Origin of the sequence: Pseudarthrobacter sp. NIBRBAC000502772 (assembly GCF_006517235.1) — a bacterium.
Classification (GTDB): Bacteria; Actinomycetota; Actinomycetes; order Actinomycetales; family Micrococcaceae; genus Arthrobacter.
This window is the reverse complement of sequence record NZ_CP041188.1, coordinates 478,681-500,428: the sequence shown is the minus strand read 5'-3', so window position 1 is coordinate 500,428 and position 21,748 is coordinate 478,681. Positions and strand designations below refer to the sequence as shown.

The window sequence follows — 21,748 nt, the reverse complement described above, 5'->3', positions numbered from 1 at the left end:
GGTTGGAGCTGGTGCGCTCAGCCGACGACGGCCGCGGCCTCGTTTGCCGCGCGGAAAGCGTCCGCTTTGGCTGCAACGCCCGCCGCGTCCACGATGCGCGCCGCAGTGCGCTGGCCCATACGGACGGCTCCGTCAACGTGCTGGTAGCCTTCGGCGGCGAGGTCCGAGGAGCACCAGTAGATCGGGCCCACGGGGGCGTGCTGGTCCTTGCCGTAACGGTGCAGGCCGCCCAGATCGTAGCTGGCCGCGTACGCGCCCCGGGTCCATTCCTCGGAGCCCCAGTCGGATTCGTAGTAGACCTCGGGTTCCAGGGCCTTGTCCCCCAGGAACCCGGCAATCGATTCCAGGATGGCGCGGCGGCGGTCCTCGGCACTCAGCTCGAAGACGCCGTCGGCCTTTTCATCCGAGACAAAGCCCACCAGGGTTCCCCGTGAATCACCGTGGTTGGTGTTGTCGTAGACCTCCTGGACCAGCGAACCGGCACCAAAACCCGTTCCGGAGAGTCCGTCTTCACGCCAGAACGGCGTGCGGTAGACGGCGTGGACCTTGATCACCAGGCCCAGCGACTGGTGCTGGTGCATCTGGTGCTGCCGCCGTGGAAGCGGCGGATCAAATGAGACGCGGGAGTAAAGGTTCGGTGGCACAGCCATGATCACAAAGCGCGCATTCACGGTGGCGCGCTCCGAGACAACGCTGACGCGGTGCCCGCCTTCCCCGGCGTCCTCCCAGCGGACAGTGCGTACCGGACTGTTAAGTACGACGTCGGCACCCAGTTCCGCTGCCTGCAGCAGGGACACCTGCTGCATCCCTCCGATGACCCGCTTGTCCAGGATGAAGTCCTCGTCGGTGAGGTGGCTGAAGGACCCGGCGGAGGCTGCCATCAGGACCGCCTGCAGTGCCGAAAACGCGTGCGCGGGCTTGGTGAGCATGCCGCCGGCGATGAACAGTCCAATGTTGTTGCAGGCCTCCTCGTCCTTCGAGTTCCGGCGCAGCCAGTGGTGGAAGGAGATGGTGTCCAGTTCACGGGCCTTGGGGTGCGCCCACGGCTCGGTGGCGCCGATTTCCGCGGCGAGGCCGTCCAGAATGCCGATCAGCTTGTCCATTTCCGCCCCGGTGGCTGCGCTCACCGGGAAGGAATCACCGGTGTAGCGGGTTTTCTTGCCGTCGGCGCCGACGTAGACCGACTCGCCCTCCCGGTAGCGGGAGTATGTCTTCAGGCCGAGCTCGTCCAGGAGTTCCAGCAGTACGGTCTGGTCCGGGGAGACCCACTGGCCGCCGATTTCCAGCATGGCCCCGTCAATGGTGTCGGTCCAGGTCCGGCCGCCCACGCGGTCGCGTGCTTCCAGCACTGCCACGCCTAGGCCGGCCTTCTTCAGCTCGCGGGCAGCGGTGAGCCCGGACGGCCCGGCGCCAACGATCACAACGTCGCGGTCAAGATTCAGCATGATGTCCTCTCTATGGCCGGTCGAGTGACGCGAACCACTAAATGAATGCCATTCATTTAGTAGAACTATAGCTGTTTCGCGGCCCCCGAGGAAGAGGCCGGTGGAATAATGCTGGGGATACTGCCCGCAGAAAGGCCAGCAATGCCGGCATCACCAGCCGCTTCACGAAGTACCACGGAGCGCGAACCCGTGGCGAAAACCGGTGCGGCACGGCGCCGCGTGGGGCGGCCCGCCGCGGCTGTCCTGGACAAAGCGGGAATCACGGCCGCGGCCCTGCGGCTCATCGGCAAGAACGGCTACGACGGTCTCACCATGGCCGCACTGGCCCGCTCACTGCAAGTGGCGCCGTCGGCCCTTTATAACCATGTGGAATCCAAGCGGGACGTGCTCCTGCTCGTGGAAGACCACTTGACCGCACTGGTGGACGTGACCCCATTCGCGGCGGAACCCTGGGAGTCCGCGGTGCGGAAATGGGCCTGGAGTTACCGGGACGTCTTCGCGGAGCACACACCCCTGATTCCCGTCATCGCAGTACTTCCCGTGACTGACGCACCGCAGACCCTCGCCATGTATGAGACCGTCAGCGCCGGATTCCGGGCGGCCGGATTCCCGGAGGAGCGGATCGTGTCCGCCATCGTGGCCCTGGAATCCTTCATTTTCGGATCCGCTTACGACGTCACGGCTCCAGCCGACATTTTCGATTCCGGCAGCATGGCGGAGTCGACGCCGAGCTTCACGGGTGCAGTCCGGAGCTTGGCCGCGCAGGGGCACGAGAAACCTGCAGACGTGGCGTTCAGCCTGGGGCTTGAGGCCCTAATTGCGGGCCTCGGGGCGTTACGGGAGTAAGCAGGGCGTTCTCAGCCTCTACCTGTTCCACTGCACCAGATGCCGCCAGCCACTCTATGGCGCGCCGCCGCATGGCTCGGTCATGGAATGAGAACCATCGGGTCTCAAGCCCGGGGAACTCTGCGAGCGTGTTCCTGAAACGCCGGAACGCTCCCTTGCCGTCTATTGCGCGCCAGAGCAGGTCCTTGGCGCGTTCATCCTGCACATCGGCGATGAACGATTCCATATCAATTGCGCCCAATGTCAGCATGAGCAGTCCTCCGGCCGCATCATCCAGCGGGTGTCACTCGCATGCTATACCCACAGTTACGCCCGCGGCATGCCGGATTCGGGGCCCAGCGTTAAGGACCGCCCCAGCGTTAAAGAAGGGAACCCCGGTCCGAAGACCGGGGTTCCCTTGATTGCGTGCGCGAGGGGGGATTTGAACCCCCACGCCCTTTCGGACACTGGCACCTGAAGCCAGCGCGTCTGCCGTTCCGCCACTCGCGCGCAACTTCTTTTCCATGAATTACGGCCGGTTTCCCGGATCCGCAACCTTGTAAAAGCAGCGAGATCAAGCATAACGGACATCGGCGGCAAAACACCAATTGAGCCTCGGGAGGGGTCAAATTCCCCACCGGGAGGGGGCCAGCCGGGAACCACCAGTGAACTTTTCCGGGGGCCCGGCCGTTGTGGATTAAGGTCATTCACAGGCCTGCCCAGTAGTATCTGATGTAGTAGTGCCTGCCACTGCCAGGCAGGCCGCTGGGTTCTGAACTGCATTGTTGGCTGAGTTCCGGAACGAAAACTGCCCCTCAGCCGGGGGGAAAGGAGAAGGACCATGGGATTGCTGGACAAGGTCGAGCGCGGCATCGAAAAAGCCGTCCGCGGTGTCTTCTCCACCGGTTCGCGCGCCCAGGTTGAACCTGTGGAAATCGCCAGCCGGCTCCGCCGCGAGGTTGACAACAAAGCCCTCACCATCGCCGCCGGCCGCACCCTGGCCCCCAATGTCTTCGACGTCCAACTCAGTGACGACGACTTCAGGAGGGCACAGGACTGGGGCACGCCGCTGGCCGAAGAACTCTGCGACGTCGTCATCAACCACGTCCGGAGCCAGGGCTACACCCTGCAGGGCTCGGTGCGGATCTCCTTCCGCCGGTCCGAGGATCTTCGCGCCGGCAATTTCGAGATCGTCTCCTCCACTGAGAAGTCCAAAGCCGGCCCCGGAGTCTCCTCGGCCAGGCCCAACATGCCGGCAGCCCCCAGCCGGCCGCCCATACGCCTGCAGCCCGTCCTGGACATCGACGGCCAGCGCTACTCCCTCAATGCCCCCTCCATCGTCCTGGGCCGGTCCTCCGAGGCCGACATCCTGATTGACGACACCGGCGTCTCACGCCGCCACCTCGAGATCCGCACCGCCAGCGGCGTCACCAGCGCTGTGGACCTCGGCTCCACTAACGGCAGCTACGTCAACGGCCATAAACTGGCAGGCAGCACCGAACTGACCGACGGCTCCACCATCACGATGGGACGGACAAAGATCATCTTCCGCCTGCTTCCCGCCAGCCCTGGGGGCCGCCCATGAGCGACCTGACCATCACTGCCCTGCGGTTTGGGTTCCTGATCCTGCTCTGGGTCCTCATCTTCAGCATCGTTTCGGCCATGCGCAGGGACCTGATGGTGGGCCGCAAAGCCGCCGCCGGCACCCCCACCGCCCGTCAGGTCCGCAAAAACCCGGAACTGGCCGAGGCTCCGCCGCAGCCACTCAAGCAGCAGGCCCACCAACTGGTGGTCACCGAAGGCCCGCTCAAGGGAACCACCATCCCCCTGGCCGCCAGCCCCATCCTGTTGGGCCGCGCTCAGGAAGCCACACTGGTACTGGAGGACGACTACGCCTCCGGCCGCCACGCGCGGTTGTTCCCGCAAGGCAGTCGATGGTTCATCGAGGACCTTGGCTCCACCAACGGCACCTACCTGGCCGACCAGCAACTTACCCGGGCCCTGCCCGTTGAGCTTGGTGTACCCGTGAGGATCGGCAAGACGGTCATCGAATTGAGGCCGTAGCCATGGCCGCTGACATTCCCGCCGGCGGGGCCACACCCGTCCAGCGGCCCCTCATCATGCGCTATGCCGCGCGCTCGGATGTGGGACGCATCCGGGCCAAGAATGATGACTCGGCGTACGTCGGCCGCCATTTGGCAGTGGTCGCGGACGGCATGGGTGGCCACGCGGGCGGCGATGTTGCCTCCGCCGCCACAGTGCTGGACATGCTGCACCTGGACCACGGCGACTACGACGGCGACGCCGGCACGGTCCTCGCCGACGAGATCCAGACGGCCAACTCCCTGCTATCCGAGCTTGTGCACATCAACCCCAAGCTCGCCGGCATGGGCACCACCGTCACCTCCCTGCTGCTCGCCGAGGGCAAGCTGCACTTCGCGCACATCGGCGACTCCCGGGCGTACCGCCTGCGTGATGGCGAGTTTGAACAGGTTAGCGTGGACCACACGTTCGTCCAGCGGCTGATCGATGAGGGCCGGCTCCGTCCCGAAGAGGCCGAAACCCACCCGCACAAAAACGTCCTCATGCGCGTCCTGGGCGACGTCGATGCCAGCCCCGAACTGGATCTGGACACCCTGGACGTCAAGCCCGGGGAGCGCTGGTTGCTGTGCTCGGACGGGCTCAACTATGTGGCCGGACATGTGGTGGAGCGGACCGTCCGCGAGACAAAAGATCTGCGTGAGTGCGTCGAAACCCTGGTCAACCTGACGCTGGAAGCCGGCTCACCGGACAACGTCACCGTGGTCATGGTGGAAATTACTGAGGAAACGCCCGACGACGTCAGTACCGCCGCCGTCGACATCATCCCTTCGCAGCTGCTCACCGAAGCCCACGCCGCGGCCAGCGACGCCGCCAGCGCTTCACCGGACCCCGAGGCGGCCGACGACAAAAAGCCCGCCGCCGACAAAGCTCCCGAAAAGCCAGCTGCCGCGGAACCGCCGCCCTCCACCGACCCCCATCTCGGCGAGCACCTTTCGGCCGAAGTGCTGCGGCAGGAACTCGCATCGCGCCCGCACGAACTCGTCGGTGCTGCGGCCACCGCGGCCGAGTCCGGCTCCATTCCCACCATCGCCGGCCGCACAGTGGCCCGGCGGGCCGCCACCGTTCTGACGCACAAGGCCGACGCGCCCGTTGCGGAGGTAGATGACGTCCTGGGCCGGCCCAAACCCCGCCGCTGGGTCACCATGTCCATCGCGGCGTCCGTGCTGCTGGTCCTGACATTGGGCCTCTGGCTCGGCTATGCCTGGACCCAGACCCGCTACTACATCGGGGAATACGATTCCCGCGTGGCCATCTTCAACGGCGTATCGCAGCGGCTTGGCCCTATCCAGCTTTCAACCCTTGAAGCCGTAACAGAGATCCGGATGGATTCCTTGCCCCAGTTCTCCCAGCAGCGCGTCCGGCAGACAGTGCCCGCGCGTGACCTCTACGACGCCCAGCGGATCGTGAAGAACCTCGAAGGCACCGGCACCATAGCTCCGCCGGATGAGTGTCTGACCCCCTCGCCCACTCCGGCGCCAGGAACGGCGCCCGCTGCAACACCCACCGCGCCTGCCCCACCGCCGGACCCAGCCGCTCCCGCGGCAGCACCTGCCCCGGCCGCCTCACCCACCGCCACTACCGTCTGTGAGGGGGGCCGGTGAGCCAGCTCAGCACCATCCCCAAGCCCCGGCGCAACGTGGAACTGTTGCTGCTGGTGCTCGCCCTGTCTGTGGGCATCGGCGCCAACATGCTGGTGGGCGTTGACCAAGCGAAGGCGTTCGACTCCGATTTCTGGTTCCAGTCCAGCCTCCTCGCGGTGGCCGCCCTGGTCTTCCACGTGGTCCTGCGGGTCCGCGCAAAATATGCGGATCCGGTAATACTTCCTTTAGTGGTGGCACTCAATGGTCTGGGTCTTGCCATGATCCACCGCCTTGACGCCCCCGGAGAGGACACCGGCAACAACCAGCTGCGCTGGACGCTGATCGCGATGGCCGTGGCCATCGGCGTGATCTGGTTCCTCAAGGACCACCGGGTGCTCCGCCGCTTCACCTATATCTCGCTGGCTGTGAGCGCGCTCCTGCTGATTCTCCCGCTGGTGCCCGGCATCTCGGCCGGCGAAATCCTGGGCGCCCGGGTCTGGATCCGGGTGGGTCCCATGACGTTCCAGCCGGGTGAGATCGCCAAAATCACTCTGGCTATATTCTTCGCCGGGTATCTTTCCTCCAACCGCGACCTCATTCTGCTGGCCGGCCGCAAGGTTGGCCCGCTGCAGTTCCCCCGGTTCAAGGACATGGGCCCCATGATCACCGCCTGGCTGGTGAGCATCGGCGTGCTGATCTTCCAGCGCGACCTCGGGTCTTCCGTGCTGTTCTTCGGCCTGTTCATCGTTATGATCTACGTGGCCACCAGCCGTATCAGCTGGGTGGTGATCGGCTTGGGCCTCATCCTGGGCGGCGGCTTCGTGGCAGCCCAGGTGTTTTCCCATGTCGAAGTCCGCATCTACGGCTGGCTGAACGCCTTCAGCCCGGAAGTTTACGAGACGGGCAGCCGGCAGGTCATCGAGGGACTCTTCGGCATGGCCAACGGCGGCCTGGTGGGTACCGGGCTGGGCCAGGGCCGACCGGACCTGGTGCCCTTCGCCAACAGCGACATGATCATCGCGTCCATCGGCGAGGAGCTGGGCCTGATCGGGCTGTTCGCCGTGGTGCTGATGTACGTCATGCTGTTCACGCGAGGGTTCCGGGCGGCACTGGGCACGCGGGATGCCTTTGGGAAATTGCTGGCCTGCGGACTTTCCTTCGCCATCGCCCTTCAGTGCTTCGTGGTGATCGGCGGAGTCACACGGTTGATCCCGCTGACCGGCTTGACCACGCCGTTCCTTGCCGCCGGCGGTTCGTCGCTGCTGGCCAACTGGATCATCGTTGGCCTGCTCCTGCTGATCTCCCATACGGCGCGGGGGCCGGTGGACACAACACCACTTCCTCCCGGCGGCGCCGCGGAACCTGCAGGAATTGATACTCCCACCGAGGCGGTGAAACAAGCGTGAACCAAGCAATCCGCAGTTCCTGGGTGGCAGCGATCGCCATGTTCGCCTTGATCTTCGGCGCGATCAGCTTCGTCCAGGTGGTGGGTGCCGATGACCTCAAGGCAAACCCCCTGAACCAGCGCGCCATTCTGCAGAATTACTGCAACGACCGCGGCGCCATCATCGTTGGCGGGAACCCCGTGGCCGAATCGGTGGAAGGCACGTCCGAGGTCTGCCAGTTCCGGCGAACGTACGCGCAGCCGGCATTGTATGCAGGCATTACGGGCTACTTCTCGAAGAACTACGGTGCCACCGGCCTGGAAGTTGCGATGAACGCCCAGTTGGCCGGCAGCTCGGACCAGCAGTTCTTCGACCGGATCGGCCAGCTATTCCTGGGCAACCAGCCGAAGGGCGCTTCGGTGGAACTCACCATCGATCCCGCCATCCAGAAGCTCGCCTACGACCTCATCCCGGACGGCCAGCGGGGTTCCATTGTGGTCACCAACCCCAAGACCGGGGCCATCCTGGCCATGGTGTCCAAGCCTTCCTATGACCCCAACCTGATCGCCACCCAGGACCCGAAAGCCGAAACCACCAACATCAACGAGCTGGTCAAGGTACCCGGCATCAACCTGAACCAGAATGTCAGCGGACCCACGGGCGAGCTGCTCGCTCCGGGATCAGTCTTCAAGCTGGTAGATACCGCGGCGGCCCTCGCCTCCGGGAAGTACAACAAGGACAGCGTGCTCCCCAACCCGGCCGAAATGCCGTTCCCGGGGATCCAGTACAAACTCCCGAACTACGCCGGAGGCAACTGCTACACCCAGGACAAGGCCAGCTTTGCCTTCGCCCTGCAGCAATCCTGCAATACGCCGTTCGCCAGCATTGCCCTCGACCTGGGACGCGACGCCATCGCCGAGCAGGCGGCAAGATTCGGCTTCGGCGAGGCTGTGGGTGATCAGCTCAAGCTCGCCTACGCCAGGGGCAACGGCTTCCCCGATGACCTGGACGGGCCAGGTCTGGCCCAGTCCGCCATCGGCCAGAAGGACGTGCGCGCCACGCCGCTGCAGATCGCAATGATGACTGCGGCCATCGCCAACAACGGCGTCCAGATGAGCCCCAGCCTGGTCAAGACCGTGCGGTCCCCGGACCTCCGGGTCATTGAAGAACCCAAGCCTCAAGCGCTCCGGACGTCCACCACGCCGGAGATTTCCCGGCAGATCAATGAGTGGATGACCAGTGCGGTGAGCCAGGGCATAGCCCGCGGCGCGGCTGTCCCCGGTGTGCAGGTGGCCGGCAAAACCGGAACCGCTGAACTGGGCAACGGCCTGAACAACTCCTGGTTCACCGGGTTTGCCCCGGCGAACAACCCGGAGGTGAGTGTCACCATCGTCATGGAAGGCGTAGACATCACCACCGGCGCACAGCTAACCAGTCCGAACGCGAAGAAGATTTTTGAGGCGGTGTTGAATAAGTGAGGCCTACAACGGGAATCACCCTCGGCGGCAGATTCCAGCTGACCACGCGGATTGCGATCGGCGGGATGGGAGAGGTCTGGAAGGCCAAGGACCAGGTCCTGGGCCGGATTGTCGCCATCAAGGTGCTCAAGGAGGAGTACACCGGTGACCCCGGTTTCCTCCAGAGGTTCCGCGCCGAGGCACGCCACACCGCCCTGTTGAACCACGTGGGCATCGCCAATGTATTTGACTACGGCGAAGAGGATGGCTCCGCCTACCTGGTCATGGAGCTCGTTCCGGGCCAGCCGCTGAGCAGCATCATCGAGCACGAGCAGGTGCTGTCCCCGGACCGGACGCTGTCCATGATGGCGCAGACTGCCCGCGCCCTTTCCGTCGCGCACGCCCAGGGACTGGTCCACCGCGACATCAAGCCAGGCAACCTGCTGATCACCCCCGACGGCCGCGTCAAGGTCACCGACTTCGGCATCGCCCGCCTGGCCGACCAGGTCCCGCTGACGCAGACAGGGCAGGTGATGGGCACCGCCCAGTACCTCGCCCCCGAGCAGGCCACCGGCCAGACCGCTACCGGCGCCTCGGACATCTACTCACTCGGCGTGATCGGTTACGAGTGCCTCACCGGGCACCGGCCCTTCTCCGGCGAATCCCAGATCGCCATTGCCCTGGCCCAGGTCAACGACGCCCCGCCACCGCTTCCGGAAACTCTCCCCAAGCCGGTCCGCGCGCTGCTGATGTCCATGCTTGCCAAGGACCCCAAAAACCGCCCGGCCAACGCCATCAAGCTGTCCGAAGCCGCCGAGGCCATCCGCAACGGCGATATTGACGCCGCGCATGCTGCGGTTCCCGGCATGCTGCTCTTTGAGGCAACCACGGGCCCCATTACCGCTCCGGTGGACATTGCCACGGCACCCACCGGCGTCATCGCCCAGAAGGACAGCAACACGACATCGACGTCCGCCCTGCCCGTGCTGGGTGCCGCTGCCGGCGGCGCTGCAGTCGGCGCCGCGGCCGCAGGAGCCGGGAGCACGCTTTCGCGTGCGGACGCCCTGGCCGCGGAGCGCAGCTGGGTGCAGGAGGAAGAGAAGTACGACGACGAACCGGCCGACGAGCCCGACCGTCGCGGCCGCAGCCCCTGGACGTGGCCACTGGTCGCCCTGATCGTGCTGGTCCTGTTCGCGCTGGTGGGTTTCTTCCTGACACAGCAGGGAATTTTTAACCCGGCCACCACCGTCACGAACTCGGCATCCAGCAACCCGCCGTCCACCAGCGCCAGCCCGACAAAGACCTCGGCATCCGCTACACCTACGCCCAGCCGGACCACCGATGCGCCCACTCCAACGCCCACGCCCAGCACGGTGGACATCATTTCTGCTGCCTACCTCGGGAAGGACTACCGTCAGGTCCAGGGGACGCTGGAAACCATGGGCCTGTCCGTCCGGGTCATCCCGCAGCAGAGTACCTCCGTTGCCGGAACGGTGTTGCAGGTCAACCCCACGGGCACCGTGCCCAAGGGGGCTGAAGTGACTGTGACCTACGCCGTCCCGGTCCCGGCCAGCACGCCGACCGCTCCGCCGTCCACGCCGGCCTCCGCTGCACCAACGTCCACCCTCCCCAAATGCAACCCCGGCCAACTGCCCGGATTGCCCCCAACCTGCGCGCCGTAGCGGTCAGGATTGACGGTGAGTGATTCGGCCCGCACCCCGCTCCACCGGGAGGACAGCCTCCCGGTGGATAACCAGCGTGTCCTGAGCGGCCGCTACGAACTCGGCGGAATCATCGGCCGCGGGGGAATGGCGGATGTCCACCGCGGAGTGGATACCCGGCTTGGCCGGACCGTTGCCATCAAGCTTCTCCGCCCGGATATGGCCCGTGATCCGCAGTTCCAGGCGCGCTTCAAACGGGAAGCGCAGTCCGTGGCGGCGCTGAACCATCCGTCCATCGTCGCCATTTACGACACTGGCGAACACACGGTTCCGGATGGCTCGGAGGACAGTGTCCGGGTGCCCTATATCGTGATGGAGTTTGTTGAGGGCCGGACCATCCGCGACCTGATCCGGGCCAAGGAAGTCAGCATTGACCAGGCCATCGACTTCTGCCTGGGCGTGCTTTCTGCCCTTGAATACAGCCACAAGGCTGGCATCGTCCACCGGGACATCAAACCCGCCAACGTGATGTACTGCGAAGGCTCCAATTCCGTGAAGGTCATGGACTTCGGGATTGCCCGGGCCATCGCCGATTCATCCGCCACCATGACGCAGACCCAGGCCGTGGTGGGCACTGCCCAGTACCTCTCGCCCGAGCAGGCCCGGGGCGAAACAGTGGATGCGCGCAGCGACCTCTATTCCGCAGCGTGCCTGCTGTACGAAATGCTTACCGCCCGCCCGCCCTTTATTGGTGATAGCCCCGTGTCCGTGGCCTACCAGCACGTCAGGGAAATCCCGGAGCCCGCGAGCAGCGTGAACCCGGAGGTCTCGGCCGCCCTGGACAGTGTCCTGGCCAAGGCTCTGCAGAAGAACCGGGCGGACCGTTTCCAGGACGCCGCCGCCTTCCGGCGTGCGCTGCGCGCCGCCCGGGCGGGCGTGTCCGTGCCCGCGCTGGCCCCGACCGAAGCCCCCACCGATCCCAACGACCACGTCCCGACGCCGGAACGCCCGCCCGTGACAGAGGCGTTCGGGCTCACCGGAGCCGGCTTCCTGGACGATGCCCCCACGGGACGGCAGCGCAACGCGGACGACACCCGGACTGACGGCGTACCGGTCATGGCGGCAGCAACCCTGGGACAGTCGGATGTCGACGAACTGCCCTTGGGCTTCGCTCCGGAACGTGAGCGGTCCGCCCGGCAGAAGTCCCGTCGTCGTACGTGGATTGCCACACTGGTGATCTTCACCCTGCTGGTTCTTGGCGGCGGCGGTCTCTGGCTGTACAGCACGGTGAACCGGCCCGCGCCTCCGCCGCCCAAGGTGGCGGTCCCGGCGGTCGCGTCCCTGACGGAGTCGGCGGCCCTGCAGGAACTTTATGGTGCCAACCTGCGCCCGCAGATCAAACGGAACAAGCACGAGACCATACCCAGCGGAACGGCCATCGGCACTGACCCAGTGGCCGGAACCTCGCTTGACCCCAATGCGGAGGTGATCCTGAATATCTCTGAAGGCCCAAGCGCCGTCAAGATTCCGGAGAACCTTCCGGGCCAGACAGAGGCAGCGGCGCGGGACATCCTTCGCCAGGCAGGACTCGTGGGAGCCCCTTCCACCACCACAGCCAACAGCTCCACCGTTCCCGGCGGCAGGGTGATTACCACCAGCCCGGCACCGGGCCAGATGGTGGGCCCGGGCACCACGGTGGAGATCGTGATTTCCACCGGCAAGGTGTCCATGCCTGAACTGCGGGGCCGCACGCGTGCCGAGGCGGAAACGGCGCTGAAGGAACTTGGCCTGGTCCCCAACGTCCAGGAAGTGGAGAATTCCCAGGTGGAGGCGGGCCGGGTCACGGATCAAAGTGACCCGGTGAACGCCGCCGTCGACCAGGGCAAGACGATCAATATTGTTGTGGCCAAGGAACCGGCCCCGCCGCCATCGCCAACGCCCACGGCCACGCCCACAGCCACTAAAAAGGGCTAAGCCTCCACCCGCTCCTTAAAGCAACGCGGGGTCACTTCGCGCCCATCCCGAAGGGGAACATGGGCGCGAAGTGACCCCGCGTTGTTCGTGTGCCCGTCAGTGCTGGATGAGCGGGCTCAGCGTGGCGGCACGGGCGGCGGCTCCCGCCATTCCCAGGGACTCGAGCCAGTTGCCCAGCATCTGGTAGCCGCCTTCGGTCAGGACCGACTCCGGGTGGAACTGCACGCCGCACAGCGGGGCAGTGCGGTGCTGGAGGCCCATCACGACGCCGGTTGCGGTCTCGGCGGTGATCTCCAGGACGTCGGGGATGGTGTCCCTTACCGCTGCCAGCGAGTGGTAGCGCGTCGCTGTCACGGGGGAGGGGAGCCCGGCGAAGACGCTGGTGCCGTTGTGCTCCACCAGCGAGGTCTTGCCGTGCATCAGCTCCGGCGCGTGGGTCACCGTGCCGCCATAGGCTTCGGCCAGGGCCTGATGGCCCAGGCACACACCGAACATCGGCTTGTTGTTCGCCCCGCACCACTTGATCAGCTCAATGCACACGCCCGCCTCGGCGGGGTTTCCCGGACCGGGTGAGATGAGGACGCCGTCGCGCGTTTGTGCCATCTCGATGGCCTCAGCGAGGGTCACGTCGTCGTTGCGGACAACGGTGGTCTCGGCGCCGAGTTCCTGGAGGTAGCCCACCAAGGTGTAAACGAAGCTGTCGTAGTTGTCTACGACCAGGATTTTGGTTGTGGTCATGGCTGGCTTGCAGAACCAATCGTTGAGTCGGTGAATGCGGTGAACCCGGACATCCATGGGAACAGGAACTGAACCATCAGGATCAGTGCGCCGGCGATGAGCACCAGCGACGTGAGGATCCGCAGCCAGAGGGGGCCGGGCAGGTGGCGGAAAATCCAGCCGTACATACTCAGTTTCCTCCCACGGCTGCGGCCACCTGGGCGGCGATCTCGGCCGGCGGGCCCGCCGCGGCAGGCTGCCAGCTGTCCAGCAGCGCGTACGCGATGATGCGTTCTTCGGCGCCGAAGCGCGGATTGCAACTGGTCATGGTGAGGAAGCTTTCGGTGGGAGTGGCGCCGGGTCGGGTGGGGACCGGTTCCAGGACATCGGTCCGGGACGGCATCACAATCTGGTTGTTTCGGAAGACATAGATGTAGTAGCCGTCCTTGGTCTGGACGTAGATTTTGTCCCCCGGGACAAGAGTGTGGATATTGTCTAGGACGGCACCGTGCGTCTGCCTGTGGCCGGCCACCGCGAAGTTACCGACGGCGCCGGGCATGGCGGTGTTGGCGTAATGGCCAAGCCCCAGCGTATCCAGGACATCCCCGGTGGTTCCCTGCACGATGGGCCGGGTGTAGCTGGGGCCAAAGCGGGGGATATACATGATGCCGATGGTGCCGGCATGGCCTGGTGCCGCGGCAACGGCCGGGGTGCCGTAATCCACGGGCGCTGCCGATGGATCCGGTTCCGGGCTTGCAGGCACCGCGCCGCCCAGCCCTTGGGCGAACTCCTTGATGACGGCACTCTGCTTGGCGTCGGATTCGATGTTGGTCCACCACAGCTGCCAGCCCACAAAGAGCAGGAGGATAATGCCGGCCGTGATGAGCAGCTCGCCGAGCACCTGCACTGTGCCACGCAGAAGGGAAGCGCGGACGGGCGCCGCACGGGCGGGCCGCGTAGCGGCGCGCCTCGCCTTCTCCTGCACTACCACGCGTTCTCCTCCGGGGTGGCCGCGATGGGCGTTTGAATGCCCTGAACTACGGCTAGAATTGACTGCTAGTAAGAATCCAGATTTGACCAAGATCGCGCAGACCGCTGGCAACTTCCTTCTTGCAGGATATCAAGCCCGCGGCGCCGAGCTTGCTCCAGTCCGCCAAGGAGAGCCCGTGCCCGAGTCAAAGCCTCGCAAGAAGACTTCCACCGCCGCGCAGCCCGCTTCCGGGGCGCAGGCGTATAAGCCCAACGCTGTTTGGTTCAAGCCGGTGATGTTCGGCCTGATGATCATCGGGCTCTTCTGGATCATCACGTTCTACATCAGCGAGGGCCGGTTTCCTGTCCAGGCCTGGGAGTCGTGGAATATCGTGGCCGGCTTCGGCATTGCCATCATCGGCTTCCTGATGACCACGCGCTGGCGTTCCTGACCTGACCGCAGGACCCGCATGACTCCCGCTGCCGCCGCCCGGCCCCTAAACGAGAGTGTGGACGGAACTGTCCTGGGCGACGACGGCCTCGCCCGTCCGCCGTGGGCCGCCGCGGATCCGCTATTGCGCGAGTACTACGACTCCGAATGGGGCCTGCCCGTCCGGGACGAACAAGGCCTGTACGAGCGCATCTGCCTTGAGGGCTTCCAGGCAGGTCTCTCGTGGGCAACGATCCTCCGGAAGCGCCCCGCCTTCCGTCAGGCTTTCCTCGACTTCCAGCCGGACGCAGTTGCCGCTTTTACGGAAGCGGATGTTGAGCGCCTGCTCCAGGATCCCGGCATCGTCCGCAACCGGCTCAAGATCCGTGCCGCCATCACCAATGCCCGGGCCACCATCGCGTTGCGCGAGCGGGAAGGCCTGGTTGACTTCGTGTGGCAGTTCCAGCCCCGGGCCACTCCCCAGCCGGTCACGCACGCGGAGATCCCCACGCAGTCACCGGAATCGGTGGCGCTCTCCAAGGCGCTGCGGACGCAGGGATTCTCGTTCGTTGGCCCCACCACCATGTTCGCGCTGATGGAAGCCATCGGAATGGTGGACACCCATCTTCTGGACAGCCACCGGCGCGGATCCTCAGGCGTCTGGACCGGCTGACCTGCCGCTCCGCGGGGCGCTGACCGGATGCCCCGCCGGCGTCTGTTGTCCACAGCTGTTGGGAAAGTTATCCACAATGTGTATAACTTTTCCCGGCGCCGGAACCGATAGCCGCCCGTGCAGGCCATGGCGCACGGGACCGGATCCAAAGCGCTCGGACGGACAGTTATTAACATTGTGGATTGGCTGTGGATAATTCACACTGACCCGACCACGGCGATCCTTGGTGTCACCACCCGGAGGCACATCCGGGAGTCCGCTAAAGGCCCGGGGCAATCTCAGTTGCCCTGCCCGTGTCCTGCGTGGTCCGTTACCGGTTCTGGGCCCGTCAGCGATCCCGGCGGACCGGATGGTGGCTGGTGATGGACACCCGGTTAAAGGCATTCATGGTGATCACCAGCCAGCTGACCGCCGAAAATTCGTCGGCGCTGAGGTGCTGACGCGCATATCCTTCCTCAAGCTCGGTGGTCCGGTGGTCCGGCAGTTCGGTGATGCATTCTGCCAAGGCAAGGGCAGCCCGCTCCTTGTCCGTGAACAGGGCCGTCTCGCGCCACGCCGGCAGGACAGCAAGCCGCTGCTGGCTCTCCCCGGCCTCCATGGCGTCCCGTACATGCATGTCGAGGCAATAGGCACAGCCGTTGATCTGGGAGATCCGCACGTTGAGCAGCTCTATGGTCTTGCGGTCAATCCCGGCCGCGTCGGCGGCTTCGCGCACTTTCAGCCCCAGACCGTTGAGAGCGCGCCATACCGCGGGGTGCTGCTTGTCGAGGTAGATGTGCTGGGTTGTTGCGGTGGCGCTCAAGGCGGTCCTCCTGGCTGGAAGCTTGCTGGGTCCGATGCTGCGTAGGAACACCCTCGCACACACCGTGTTATCCACTTACTAACACTGGACTACCCACAAGTTATCCACAGTTGTGGACAACAATCCACAGGACGGCCCGAGCGGACGCCTCAGCTGCCCCAGTCGGGGAAACACTGATGGTTAACTACATGTCTGTAAGTTGTTAACACTGTGAATAACCCTGTTGATACGGGCAGGCCGGATCCCCTCGTATGGGCCCCCGGCGCGGAAAATGGCCAGGATATCCACAGGTCGGGCTCAAATGGCGTGTTTTTCCACTTAACCACAGGCGCATCCCCGGGTGTTGTCCACAATTGTGGACAACCGGATGATCCAATCCGGCAAAAGGGCGGACACCCGGGAGCAGGGGCACATCGAAATCCTGAACTACACCCGTGTAAGTTACCAACAGTGTGGATAACCACTGTGGATAACTTCGGCGCCGTCGTCGTGGCTTGACGCGGACCACCGGCTGCTCGCACGCCGGGACGCACGCAGCAAGTGAACGGGCAGCGCGATGCGGAAGCCTCACCCGGCACAGAAAAGACCCCGGGGTCCGTTGGGACGCCGGGGTCTAAGTGGTCTGTTGGAGCTGGGCCTGAGGACCCGGACGGTCAACCGGCCGTGACGCGGAGCCAGCTCGCCAGGGCCAGCAGGAGAACCACTCCGGCCAGTCCGGCGGCGTGCAGCAGACGCTGCCGCGGGCCCCGGGGCGCGTACGCAATGACGGCAGCGCACAGGGCTCCTGTGACGAGCCCGCCCAGGTGGGCCTGCCAGGCGATCTGGGGGACCACAAATCCGATCACGCCGTTGATGGCGATCAGGATCCACAGCTGCCGCGTATCCCCGCCGCGGTGTCGCTGTACCAGCAGCATCGCCCCGAAGAGTCCAAAGATCGCCCCCGAGGCACCCACCACTCCGGCAAGAGGCACGCCGGGCACGTAGCCGGGGGTCAGCAAGAGATAGCCGACAGACCCTCCGATGGCAGAGATGAGATACAACGCCAGGAAGCGGACCCGGCCCAGAAGCGGTTCGAGTGCCTGGCCGAAAATCCACAGCATGTACATGTTCAGCACAATATGGAGGATGAATCCCTGGGAGTGCAGGAACGCCGCCGTCAGCATCCGCCACGGTTCGAACTCACCGAATTCGGGAGTGGCAAAAACATTCGCGAACGCCAGGTTCTGGTAGATCCACTCACCGGGGACCACCCATTGCAGAACGTACATCACCGCGCACAGGGCGATGATTCCAAACGTCACTATGGGTTTGCCGGTTGCCACGGCGCCGCCGTAGACAGTCTTGACCGCCGGCGTCGTGCGCTTTGTTTCGTTGACGCAGTCAACACACTGGAATCCGACGGCGGCCGCCCGCTGGCAGTCCGGGCACGCTGGGCGGCCGCAGCGCTGGCAGCGCACATAGGAGGGCCGGTCCGGGTGCCTGGGGCACACCGGAACCTGCGCGGACGGCTCGGCCGCCGGAATTCCGTAGCTCATGTGATGGGTTAGAGCTGCTCGATGTCGATGCTGTTGATGGTGACGTCTTCAACCGGGCGGTCGCCCATTCCGGTGCGGACGCCCTCGATGGCGTCGACGACCTTCTTGGAGTCCTCGTCAGCAACCTCGCCGAAGATGCTGTGCTTGCCCTGAAGCCAGTCGGTGGGGATGGTGGTGATGAAGAACTGCGAACCGTTGGTGCCCTTGCCCGCCTGGATGCCGGCGTTGGCCATGGCCAGTTTGTAGGGGGCGTTGAAGCTGAGTTCGGGGTGGATTTCGTCGTCGAACTTGTAGCCGGGTCCGCCCACGCCGCGGCCCAGCGGATCGCCGGCCTGGATCATGAAGTCCTTGATGATGCGGTGGAAGATGGTGCCGTCATACAGCGGCGTGCCCGTCTTGTCCTCACCGGTCTCCGGGTGGGTCCAGGCCTGCTCCCCGGTGGCCAGGCCAACGAAGTTCTTGACCGTCTTCGGGGCATGGTTGCCGAAGAGATTAACGACGATGTCGCCGAGGCTCGTGTGGATGGTTGCTTTTGCAGTTGCGATTGCAGTCATGCCGCCTATTCTTTCACGGCAGGTCAACGTGGAAGGGGCTGGACGGGCAGTTCCGCGCTGGGTGAAATCAGGTGTAAATCCGCGGGAAGAATAGCCCGTGCAGGTCAAGGCACGTAGGCTAACAACAGAACCGTCACATTAATCGGGAGGTAGTTGTGAAGAAATCGGATCGTATTGCCCGTGACCTTGAACAGTCAGTCAACAGCGCAGTTGAGAGCGCCAAGGACTGGGCATCCCCCCGCGTGGAAGCAGCAGTGGATTGGGCAGTTCCCCGCCTGCAGCATGGCCTGGACACCGCATCTCCCAAAATCCAGGAGGGGCTCAAGACCGCGGCCCACAACCTTGCCGACGGCGTCGCAACAGTGACGCCGCGCATCCAGGAGGGGCTCGCCCAGCTCGCCCCGAAAATCCACGACGCCGTTGAGGTCGCCACTCCGCGCCTGTACGAAGCGCTGGACAAGGCCACTCCCGTTATCCAGAACGCCCGGGACCGTGTGGTGGTGGAATACCTGCCGCGCCTTTCGGACCAGATCGGCCACGCCTCCGACGCCGTGCACCGCACCTTGGAAAGCGCGCCGTCCCACGTGGACGCCGTCGCCCAGCGGCTTGCCGATTCCGGCGTCGTGCATTCCCTCCAGGAGCAGGCCCAGACGGCCGGCACGCAGCTCAAGGCCGCCGCGCACGAAGCCGGTAAGGCCGTAGGGGTCCAGATCGCCCAGCCGCAGAAGCCCAAGAAGCGCGGCTGGCTGGTGTTCGGCATCATCGCCGCAGCCGTCGCCGCCGGCGTCGCCGCCTGGAAGGCCTCCAAGCCCGTGGAAGACCCGTGGAAGACCCCTTCTCCGGTCACCCCTACTCCGGCGCCGGTGCCTGCCATCACCGTGAACGACGCCAAGGAAGCGGCCGGGGACGCAGCCAGCAAGGCTGCGGCCGCCACCGGTTCAGCCGCTGACGCCGTGGCCGGCCAGGCAGAGGATGTTGCCGCGGACGCCGAGGACGAGAAGGCCAAGCACGTCGCCGATGAATCGGCAGACGCAGCAGCTAAGGCGTCCACCGATGCCAAGACCGCCATCAAGAACATTGCGGCCAACATGAACGGTTCCGCGGACAAGAGCAGCAACTAGCACTTCCGGCGCCCTCGCGGCGCCCACTGAAGGGGCTCCGCCTGGTGCGGGGCCCCTTCAGTGTTTTCCCAGTGTTTGTCCGGGCTGGACCCAGTCGCTGGCGGGACGAACCCTGATCGGTGCTAAATTTGAACTGATGTCAGCCGATAAATCCCCTGGGGATGCCTTGAACGACGCAGCACAGCTGCCGCTCGTGTCCATTGTCATCCCGGCTTACAACGAGGAAAGTGTCATCCGGCAGTGTCTCATCGCTGCGGTGTACCAGTCGGTGCCGGCCCACGAAATCATCGTGGTGGACAACCTCTCCACTGACCGCACCGCCACCATCGTGGCGCAGATGCAGCTGGAGTATCCGGAAAGTCCCATCATCCTGCTCAGCCAGGACCGGGACCAGGGCCTGATTCCCACCCGAAATTTTGGCCTAAACCATGCCACCGGCGACGTCCTGGGTCGCATTGACGCCGACTCCGTTGTCGAGCCGGACTGGGTGGAGCAGGTCCAGAACGCCTTTTTTGATCCGTCAGTCCAGGCAGCCACCGGACCCGTGGTCTACTACGACATGCCGATGCGGCGGTTCGGGCTCAAGGCAGACGACAAGATGCGTCAGCTGATGCTCAAGCTCGCCAAGCACCAATACCACTTCCTGTTCGGCTCCAACATGGCCCTGCGGGCTACGGCATGGGAAACCATCCGGGACGAAACCTGCCGGGACGAGAAGGACGAAATGCACGAGGACATCGACCTCTCCCTGCACCTCGCCGACCACGAACTCAAGGTCCAGTACTGGCCCCAGATGGTGTCCGGGATGTCCGCCCGCCGGCTCGAGGATTCACCGCGGGACTACCGGTACTACGTGACCCGCTTCGACCGCACGTACAAGGCGCACAACGTCAAGAAAATGGCCCTCAAGGCACCCATGGTGGTGTTCTTCTCGGTCTACTTCCCGGCGAAGCTCCTGCGGGCCATCCACACGGTCAACACCGCCCAGTCTGTCCGCCGCGGCGGACAATAGGCCCGGTTTCCGGCTGTTGCGCGGCCTCAGTCCGTTCCTAGTTCAGCCAGACGATCCGACGGCGGTTCATCCCCACGCACGGCGGAACCTTCGCGCCGTTTCCTGAAGCCTGACCGCTGTCCCAGAACCACGACGGCGAGGCCCACGAGGATGAGCCCCAGCCCGCCGTAGGTGCCTGCGGGCAGTGTCTCGTGCAGGAAGACCGCGGCCAGCACGGCTGCGCCGGGGATCTCCAACAGGATGATCATCGACACCAGCAGCGGGCTCATGGTGGCCAGCAGGTGATTGAAGGCTGTGTGGCCCACCAGTTGGGCACACACGGTGATGGCCAGGATCCCCACCCAGCCAACGGCGTCGAACCCCACCAGCGGCTGGCCGCTGAAGAGTGCCAGCACCGCCACAAAGGCAGCGCACATCCCGTAGCAGAGCGTGGTGTAGGTTCCCGTGGTCATGGTCTGGCGGGCCTTGCCGCCGGCGAGCGTGTACAGGCCGGCCAGGGCCCCACCGGCGACAGCCAGCAGGTCACCCAGGAGCGCGTCCGGCGAGGATCCCATGTCAAACCCGGTGATGGTGACAACACCACCAAAGGCGATCCCCAGCCCTGCCAGCACCTGCCAGCGGTGCCTGGTGCCACGGAGGAGCTGGAAGACCGCGATCCAGGCCGACTGCAGGCAGACCAGGGCGGTGGCGGCAGCCACGGACGTCAGCTGGAGGGACGTGATGAAGCAGGCAAAGTGCAGGGCCAGGGCGACGGCGGCGAGCAGCGACCAGCGGAACTCAGGGCCGGTGATCCGGCCGAACTGCCGGGGTTCGCGGACCACGGTGGGAGTGGCCATGACGGCGGCCCCGATGGCGTTGCGCCAGAAGGCGATGGCGAGGGCACTGACGGTGGTGGCGCCGAGGGTCGCGGCGATCAACGGCCCGGACGACGCCACACCAAGGACGCCCACGGCCGCAATAAGAAAGTTCACCGTTCAACCCTACTGTTCTGGATTAACACTGTGCCGCCTTAACGACAAAGTCCCGGACAGCTTTTCAGCTGTCCGGGACTTTCCTTATGGTGGAGGCACGGGGACTCGAACCCCGAACCCCCTGCTTGCAAAGCAGGTGCGCTACCAATTGCGCCATGCCCCCATAAGAAGCAACCCGTCAATCATACCCTAGAACCGTGGAGCCTTTTGCAGGCTTCCGGTCCGGGAATCCGTCCTATTCGACCTTGTCGGTCGACTGGCTCCAGACTGTTTTCCGGGCCTCGGATTCCTGTGCTTTCCTGTAGAGCAGGACGCCTGCGATCGCAGCTGCAAGTACCAGCAACTTCTTCACATGCTCCCCGTTCCGATCCTGCCTGCCGTGAAGCAAACCGAACCTTCCTTCGAACCTGCACAGGTTCCGTGGGCGTACCAGGACTTGAACCTGGGACCTCTTCGTTATCAGCGAAGCGCTCTAACCGCCTGAGCTATACGCCCCGATGCCTCATCGGGCCGAGACATGACTTTACAGCACAT

22 protein-coding genes and 3 tRNA genes are annotated in these 21,748 nt (G+C 64.9%); 12 read left to right on the top strand and 13 right to left on the bottom strand.

The genetic code is table 11. The features are described from left to right. Window positions 1-17: 17 nt before the first annotated feature. Window positions 18-1,445 (bottom strand): NAD(P)/FAD-dependent oxidoreductase, encoded by a 1,428-nt coding sequence (locus tag NIBR502772_RS02320; RefSeq protein WP_141138894.1) that lies wholly within the window; start codon window positions 1,443-1,445, stop codon window positions 18-20. A 108-nt stretch (window positions 1,446-1,553) separates the two neighbouring features. On the opposite strand from NIBR502772_RS02320, the gene NIBR502772_RS02315 reads away from it, so the two are divergent. Further along, entirely contained in the window at window positions 1,554-2,291 is a 738-nt protein-coding gene (locus NIBR502772_RS02315; protein WP_141138893.1) for a TetR family transcriptional regulator, read from the top strand. Here the strand turns inward: NIBR502772_RS02315 and NIBR502772_RS22990 are convergent. After that, the gene (locus NIBR502772_RS22990) at window positions 2,239-2,517 is read right to left on the bottom strand and encodes a UPF0158 family protein (RefSeq protein WP_371706853.1); all 279 of its coding nucleotides are present in this window, start codon (window positions 2,515-2,517) and stop codon (window positions 2,239-2,241) included. The two genes, NIBR502772_RS02315 and NIBR502772_RS22990, sit on opposite strands and share 53 nt — an antisense overlap. Before the next feature lie 180 nt (window positions 2,518-2,697). Continuing rightward, a tRNA-Leu gene (locus NIBR502772_RS02305) sits at window positions 2,698-2,780 on the bottom strand. 331 nt (window positions 2,781-3,111) lie between these two features. Here NIBR502772_RS02305 and NIBR502772_RS02300 point away from each other — a divergent pair. From NIBR502772_RS02300 to pknB, 7 genes are read left to right on the top strand one after another with little or no spacing between them, the layout of a single operon-like run. After that, complete coding sequence (locus tag NIBR502772_RS02300; RefSeq protein WP_141138891.1) at window positions 3,112-3,855, top strand: DUF3662 and FHA domain-containing protein; 744 nt, start codon at window positions 3,112-3,114, stop codon at window positions 3,853-3,855. Next, entirely contained in the window at window positions 3,852-4,334 is a 483-nt protein-coding gene (locus NIBR502772_RS02295; protein WP_056342800.1) for an FHA domain-containing protein, read from the top strand. Before NIBR502772_RS02300 ends, NIBR502772_RS02295 begins: the two co-directional genes overlap by 4 nt. A 2-nt stretch (window positions 4,335-4,336) precedes the next feature. After that, entirely contained in the window at window positions 4,337-5,974 is a 1,638-nt protein-coding gene (locus tag NIBR502772_RS02290; RefSeq protein ID WP_141138890.1) for a PP2C family serine/threonine-protein phosphatase, read from the top strand. Continuing rightward, on the top strand, window positions 5,971-7,359 hold the full coding sequence (locus tag NIBR502772_RS02285) for an FtsW/RodA/SpoVE family cell cycle protein (RefSeq protein WP_141138889.1): 1,389 nt from the start codon (window positions 5,971-5,973) through the stop codon (window positions 7,357-7,359). Before NIBR502772_RS02290 ends, NIBR502772_RS02285 begins: the two co-directional genes overlap by 4 nt. Then, the gene (locus NIBR502772_RS02280) at window positions 7,356-8,816 is read left to right on the top strand and encodes a penicillin-binding protein 2 (protein ID WP_141138888.1); all 1,461 of its coding nucleotides are present in this window, start codon (window positions 7,356-7,358) and stop codon (window positions 8,814-8,816) included. The genes NIBR502772_RS02285 and NIBR502772_RS02280 overlap by 4 nt, the downstream gene beginning before the upstream one ends. Then, a complete protein-coding gene (locus NIBR502772_RS02275; RefSeq protein ID WP_141138887.1) occupies window positions 8,813-10,477 on the top strand; it encodes a protein kinase in 1,665 nt (554 codons plus the stop codon). Before NIBR502772_RS02280 ends, NIBR502772_RS02275 begins: the two co-directional genes overlap by 4 nt. A gap of 15 nt (window positions 10,478-10,492) precedes the next feature. Beyond that, window positions 10,493-12,430, top strand: a complete 1,938-nt coding sequence (gene pknB, locus NIBR502772_RS02270) for a Stk1 family PASTA domain-containing Ser/Thr kinase (RefSeq protein WP_141138886.1) — start codon at window positions 10,493-10,495, stop codon at window positions 12,428-12,430. 96 nt (window positions 12,431-12,526) lie between these two features. On the opposite strand, the gene NIBR502772_RS02265 is transcribed toward pknB, so the two are convergent. The 3 genes from NIBR502772_RS02265 to NIBR502772_RS02260 are packed head-to-tail and all read right to left on the bottom strand — an operon-like array spanning window position 12,527 to window position 14,138. Next, window positions 12,527-13,168: an aminodeoxychorismate/anthranilate synthase component II gene (locus NIBR502772_RS02265; RefSeq protein ID WP_056342783.1), complete on the bottom strand. Its 642-nt coding sequence runs from the start codon at window positions 13,166-13,168 to the stop codon at window positions 12,527-12,529. Further along, the gene (locus tag NIBR502772_RS22290; protein WP_167349826.1) at window positions 13,165-13,335 is read right to left on the bottom strand and encodes a hypothetical protein; all 171 of its coding nucleotides are present in this window, start codon (window positions 13,333-13,335) and stop codon (window positions 13,165-13,167) included. The genes NIBR502772_RS02265 and NIBR502772_RS22290 overlap by 4 nt, the downstream gene beginning before the upstream one ends. Before the next feature lie 2 nt (window positions 13,336-13,337). Further along, entirely contained in the window at window positions 13,338-14,138 is an 801-nt protein-coding gene (locus NIBR502772_RS02260; protein ID WP_141138885.1) for a class E sortase, read from the bottom strand. Window positions 14,139-14,313: 175 nt separating this feature from the next. On the opposite strand from NIBR502772_RS02260, the gene NIBR502772_RS02255 reads away from it, so the two are divergent. Together NIBR502772_RS02255 and NIBR502772_RS02250 are read left to right on the top strand one after the other, a co-directional pair. Beyond that, entirely contained in the window at window positions 14,314-14,568 is a 255-nt protein-coding gene (locus tag NIBR502772_RS02255; protein WP_104060389.1) for a cell division protein CrgA, read from the top strand. A gap of 18 nt (window positions 14,569-14,586) precedes the next feature. Next, on the top strand, window positions 14,587-15,219 hold the full coding sequence (locus tag NIBR502772_RS02250) for a DNA-3-methyladenine glycosylase I (RefSeq protein ID WP_141138884.1): 633 nt from the start codon (window positions 14,587-14,589) through the stop codon (window positions 15,217-15,219). A 328-nt stretch (window positions 15,220-15,547) separates the two neighbouring features. Here NIBR502772_RS02250 and NIBR502772_RS02245 read toward each other — a convergent pair whose 3' ends face one another. From NIBR502772_RS02245 to NIBR502772_RS02235, 3 genes are all read right to left on the bottom strand, one after another. Then, window positions 15,548-16,021 (bottom strand): carboxymuconolactone decarboxylase family protein, encoded by a 474-nt coding sequence (locus tag NIBR502772_RS02245; protein WP_056342773.1) that lies wholly within the window; start codon window positions 16,019-16,021, stop codon window positions 15,548-15,550. Window positions 16,022-16,674: 653 nt separating this feature from the next. Then, window positions 16,675-17,556, bottom strand: a complete 882-nt coding sequence (locus NIBR502772_RS02240; protein ID WP_104060334.1) for a rhomboid family intramembrane serine protease — start codon at window positions 17,554-17,556, stop codon at window positions 16,675-16,677. A gap of 8 nt (window positions 17,557-17,564) precedes the next feature. Further along, window positions 17,565-18,110: a peptidylprolyl isomerase gene (locus NIBR502772_RS02235; protein ID WP_141138883.1), complete on the bottom strand. Its 546-nt coding sequence runs from the start codon at window positions 18,108-18,110 to the stop codon at window positions 17,565-17,567. Between the two features lie 155 nt (window positions 18,111-18,265). Here NIBR502772_RS02235 and NIBR502772_RS02230 point away from each other — a divergent pair, with 155 nt between their 5' ends. Then, on the top strand, window positions 18,266-19,231 hold the full coding sequence (locus tag NIBR502772_RS02230; RefSeq protein ID WP_141138882.1) for a hypothetical protein: 966 nt from the start codon (window positions 18,266-18,268) through the stop codon (window positions 19,229-19,231). Between the two features lie 136 nt (window positions 19,232-19,367). Next, window positions 19,368-20,243, top strand: a complete 876-nt coding sequence (locus NIBR502772_RS02225; RefSeq protein ID WP_141138881.1) for a glycosyltransferase family 2 protein — start codon at window positions 19,368-19,370, stop codon at window positions 20,241-20,243. Between the two features lie 26 nt (window positions 20,244-20,269). Here NIBR502772_RS02225 and NIBR502772_RS02220 read toward each other — a convergent pair whose 3' ends face one another. From NIBR502772_RS02220 to NIBR502772_RS02210, 4 genes are all read right to left on the bottom strand, one after another. After that, window positions 20,270-21,214: a DMT family transporter gene (locus tag NIBR502772_RS02220; RefSeq protein ID WP_141138880.1), complete on the bottom strand. Its 945-nt coding sequence runs from the start codon at window positions 21,212-21,214 to the stop codon at window positions 20,270-20,272. 87 nt (window positions 21,215-21,301) lie between these two features. Continuing rightward, window positions 21,302-21,377, bottom strand: a tRNA-Ala gene (locus NIBR502772_RS02215). Between the two features lie 72 nt (window positions 21,378-21,449). After that, window positions 21,450-21,566, bottom strand: coding sequence for a DLW-39 family protein (locus tag NIBR502772_RS22575; protein WP_210412373.1), 117 nt, complete (start codon window positions 21,564-21,566; stop codon window positions 21,450-21,452). Between the two features lie 69 nt (window positions 21,567-21,635). Next, window positions 21,636-21,709 (bottom strand) — tRNA-Ile (locus NIBR502772_RS02210). Window positions 21,710-21,748: the final 39 nt, after the last annotated feature.

Bases quoted from the DNA above. Each gene is read 5' to 3' on its own strand.
- NIBR502772_RS02320 (WP_141138894.1), bottom strand. From the start codon at position 1,445: ATGCTGAATCTTGACCGCGACGTTGTGATCGTTGGCGCCGGGCCGTCC.
- NIBR502772_RS02315 (WP_141138893.1), top strand. From the start codon at position 1,554: ATGCTGGGGATACTGCCCGCAGAAAGGCCAGCAATGCCGGCATCACCA.
- NIBR502772_RS22990 (WP_371706853.1), bottom strand. From the start codon at position 2,517: ATGGAATCGTTCATCGCCGATGTGCAGGATGAACGCGCCAAGGACCTG.
- NIBR502772_RS02300 (WP_141138891.1), top strand. From the start codon at position 3,112: ATGGGATTGCTGGACAAGGTCGAGCGCGGCATCGAAAAAGCCGTCCGC.
- NIBR502772_RS02295 (WP_056342800.1), top strand. From the start codon at position 3,852: ATGAGCGACCTGACCATCACTGCCCTGCGGTTTGGGTTCCTGATCCTG.
- NIBR502772_RS02290 (WP_141138890.1), top strand. From the start codon at position 4,337: ATGGCCGCTGACATTCCCGCCGGCGGGGCCACACCCGTCCAGCGGCCC.
- NIBR502772_RS02265 (WP_056342783.1), bottom strand. From the start codon at position 13,168: ATGACCACAACCAAAATCCTGGTCGTAGACAACTACGACAGCTTCGTT.
- NIBR502772_RS22290 (WP_167349826.1), bottom strand. From the start codon at position 13,335: ATGTACGGCTGGATTTTCCGCCACCTGCCCGGCCCCCTCTGGCTGCGG.
- NIBR502772_RS02250 (WP_141138884.1), top strand. From the start codon at position 14,587: ATGACTCCCGCTGCCGCCGCCCGGCCCCTAAACGAGAGTGTGGACGGA.
- NIBR502772_RS02240 (WP_104060334.1), bottom strand. From the start codon at position 17,556: ATGAGCTACGGAATTCCGGCGGCCGAGCCGTCCGCGCAGGTTCCGGTG.
- NIBR502772_RS02235 (WP_141138883.1), bottom strand. From the start codon at position 18,110: ATGACTGCAATCGCAACTGCAAAAGCAACCATCCACACGAGCCTCGGC.
- NIBR502772_RS02225 (WP_141138881.1), top strand. From the start codon at position 19,368: ATGTCAGCCGATAAATCCCCTGGGGATGCCTTGAACGACGCAGCACAG.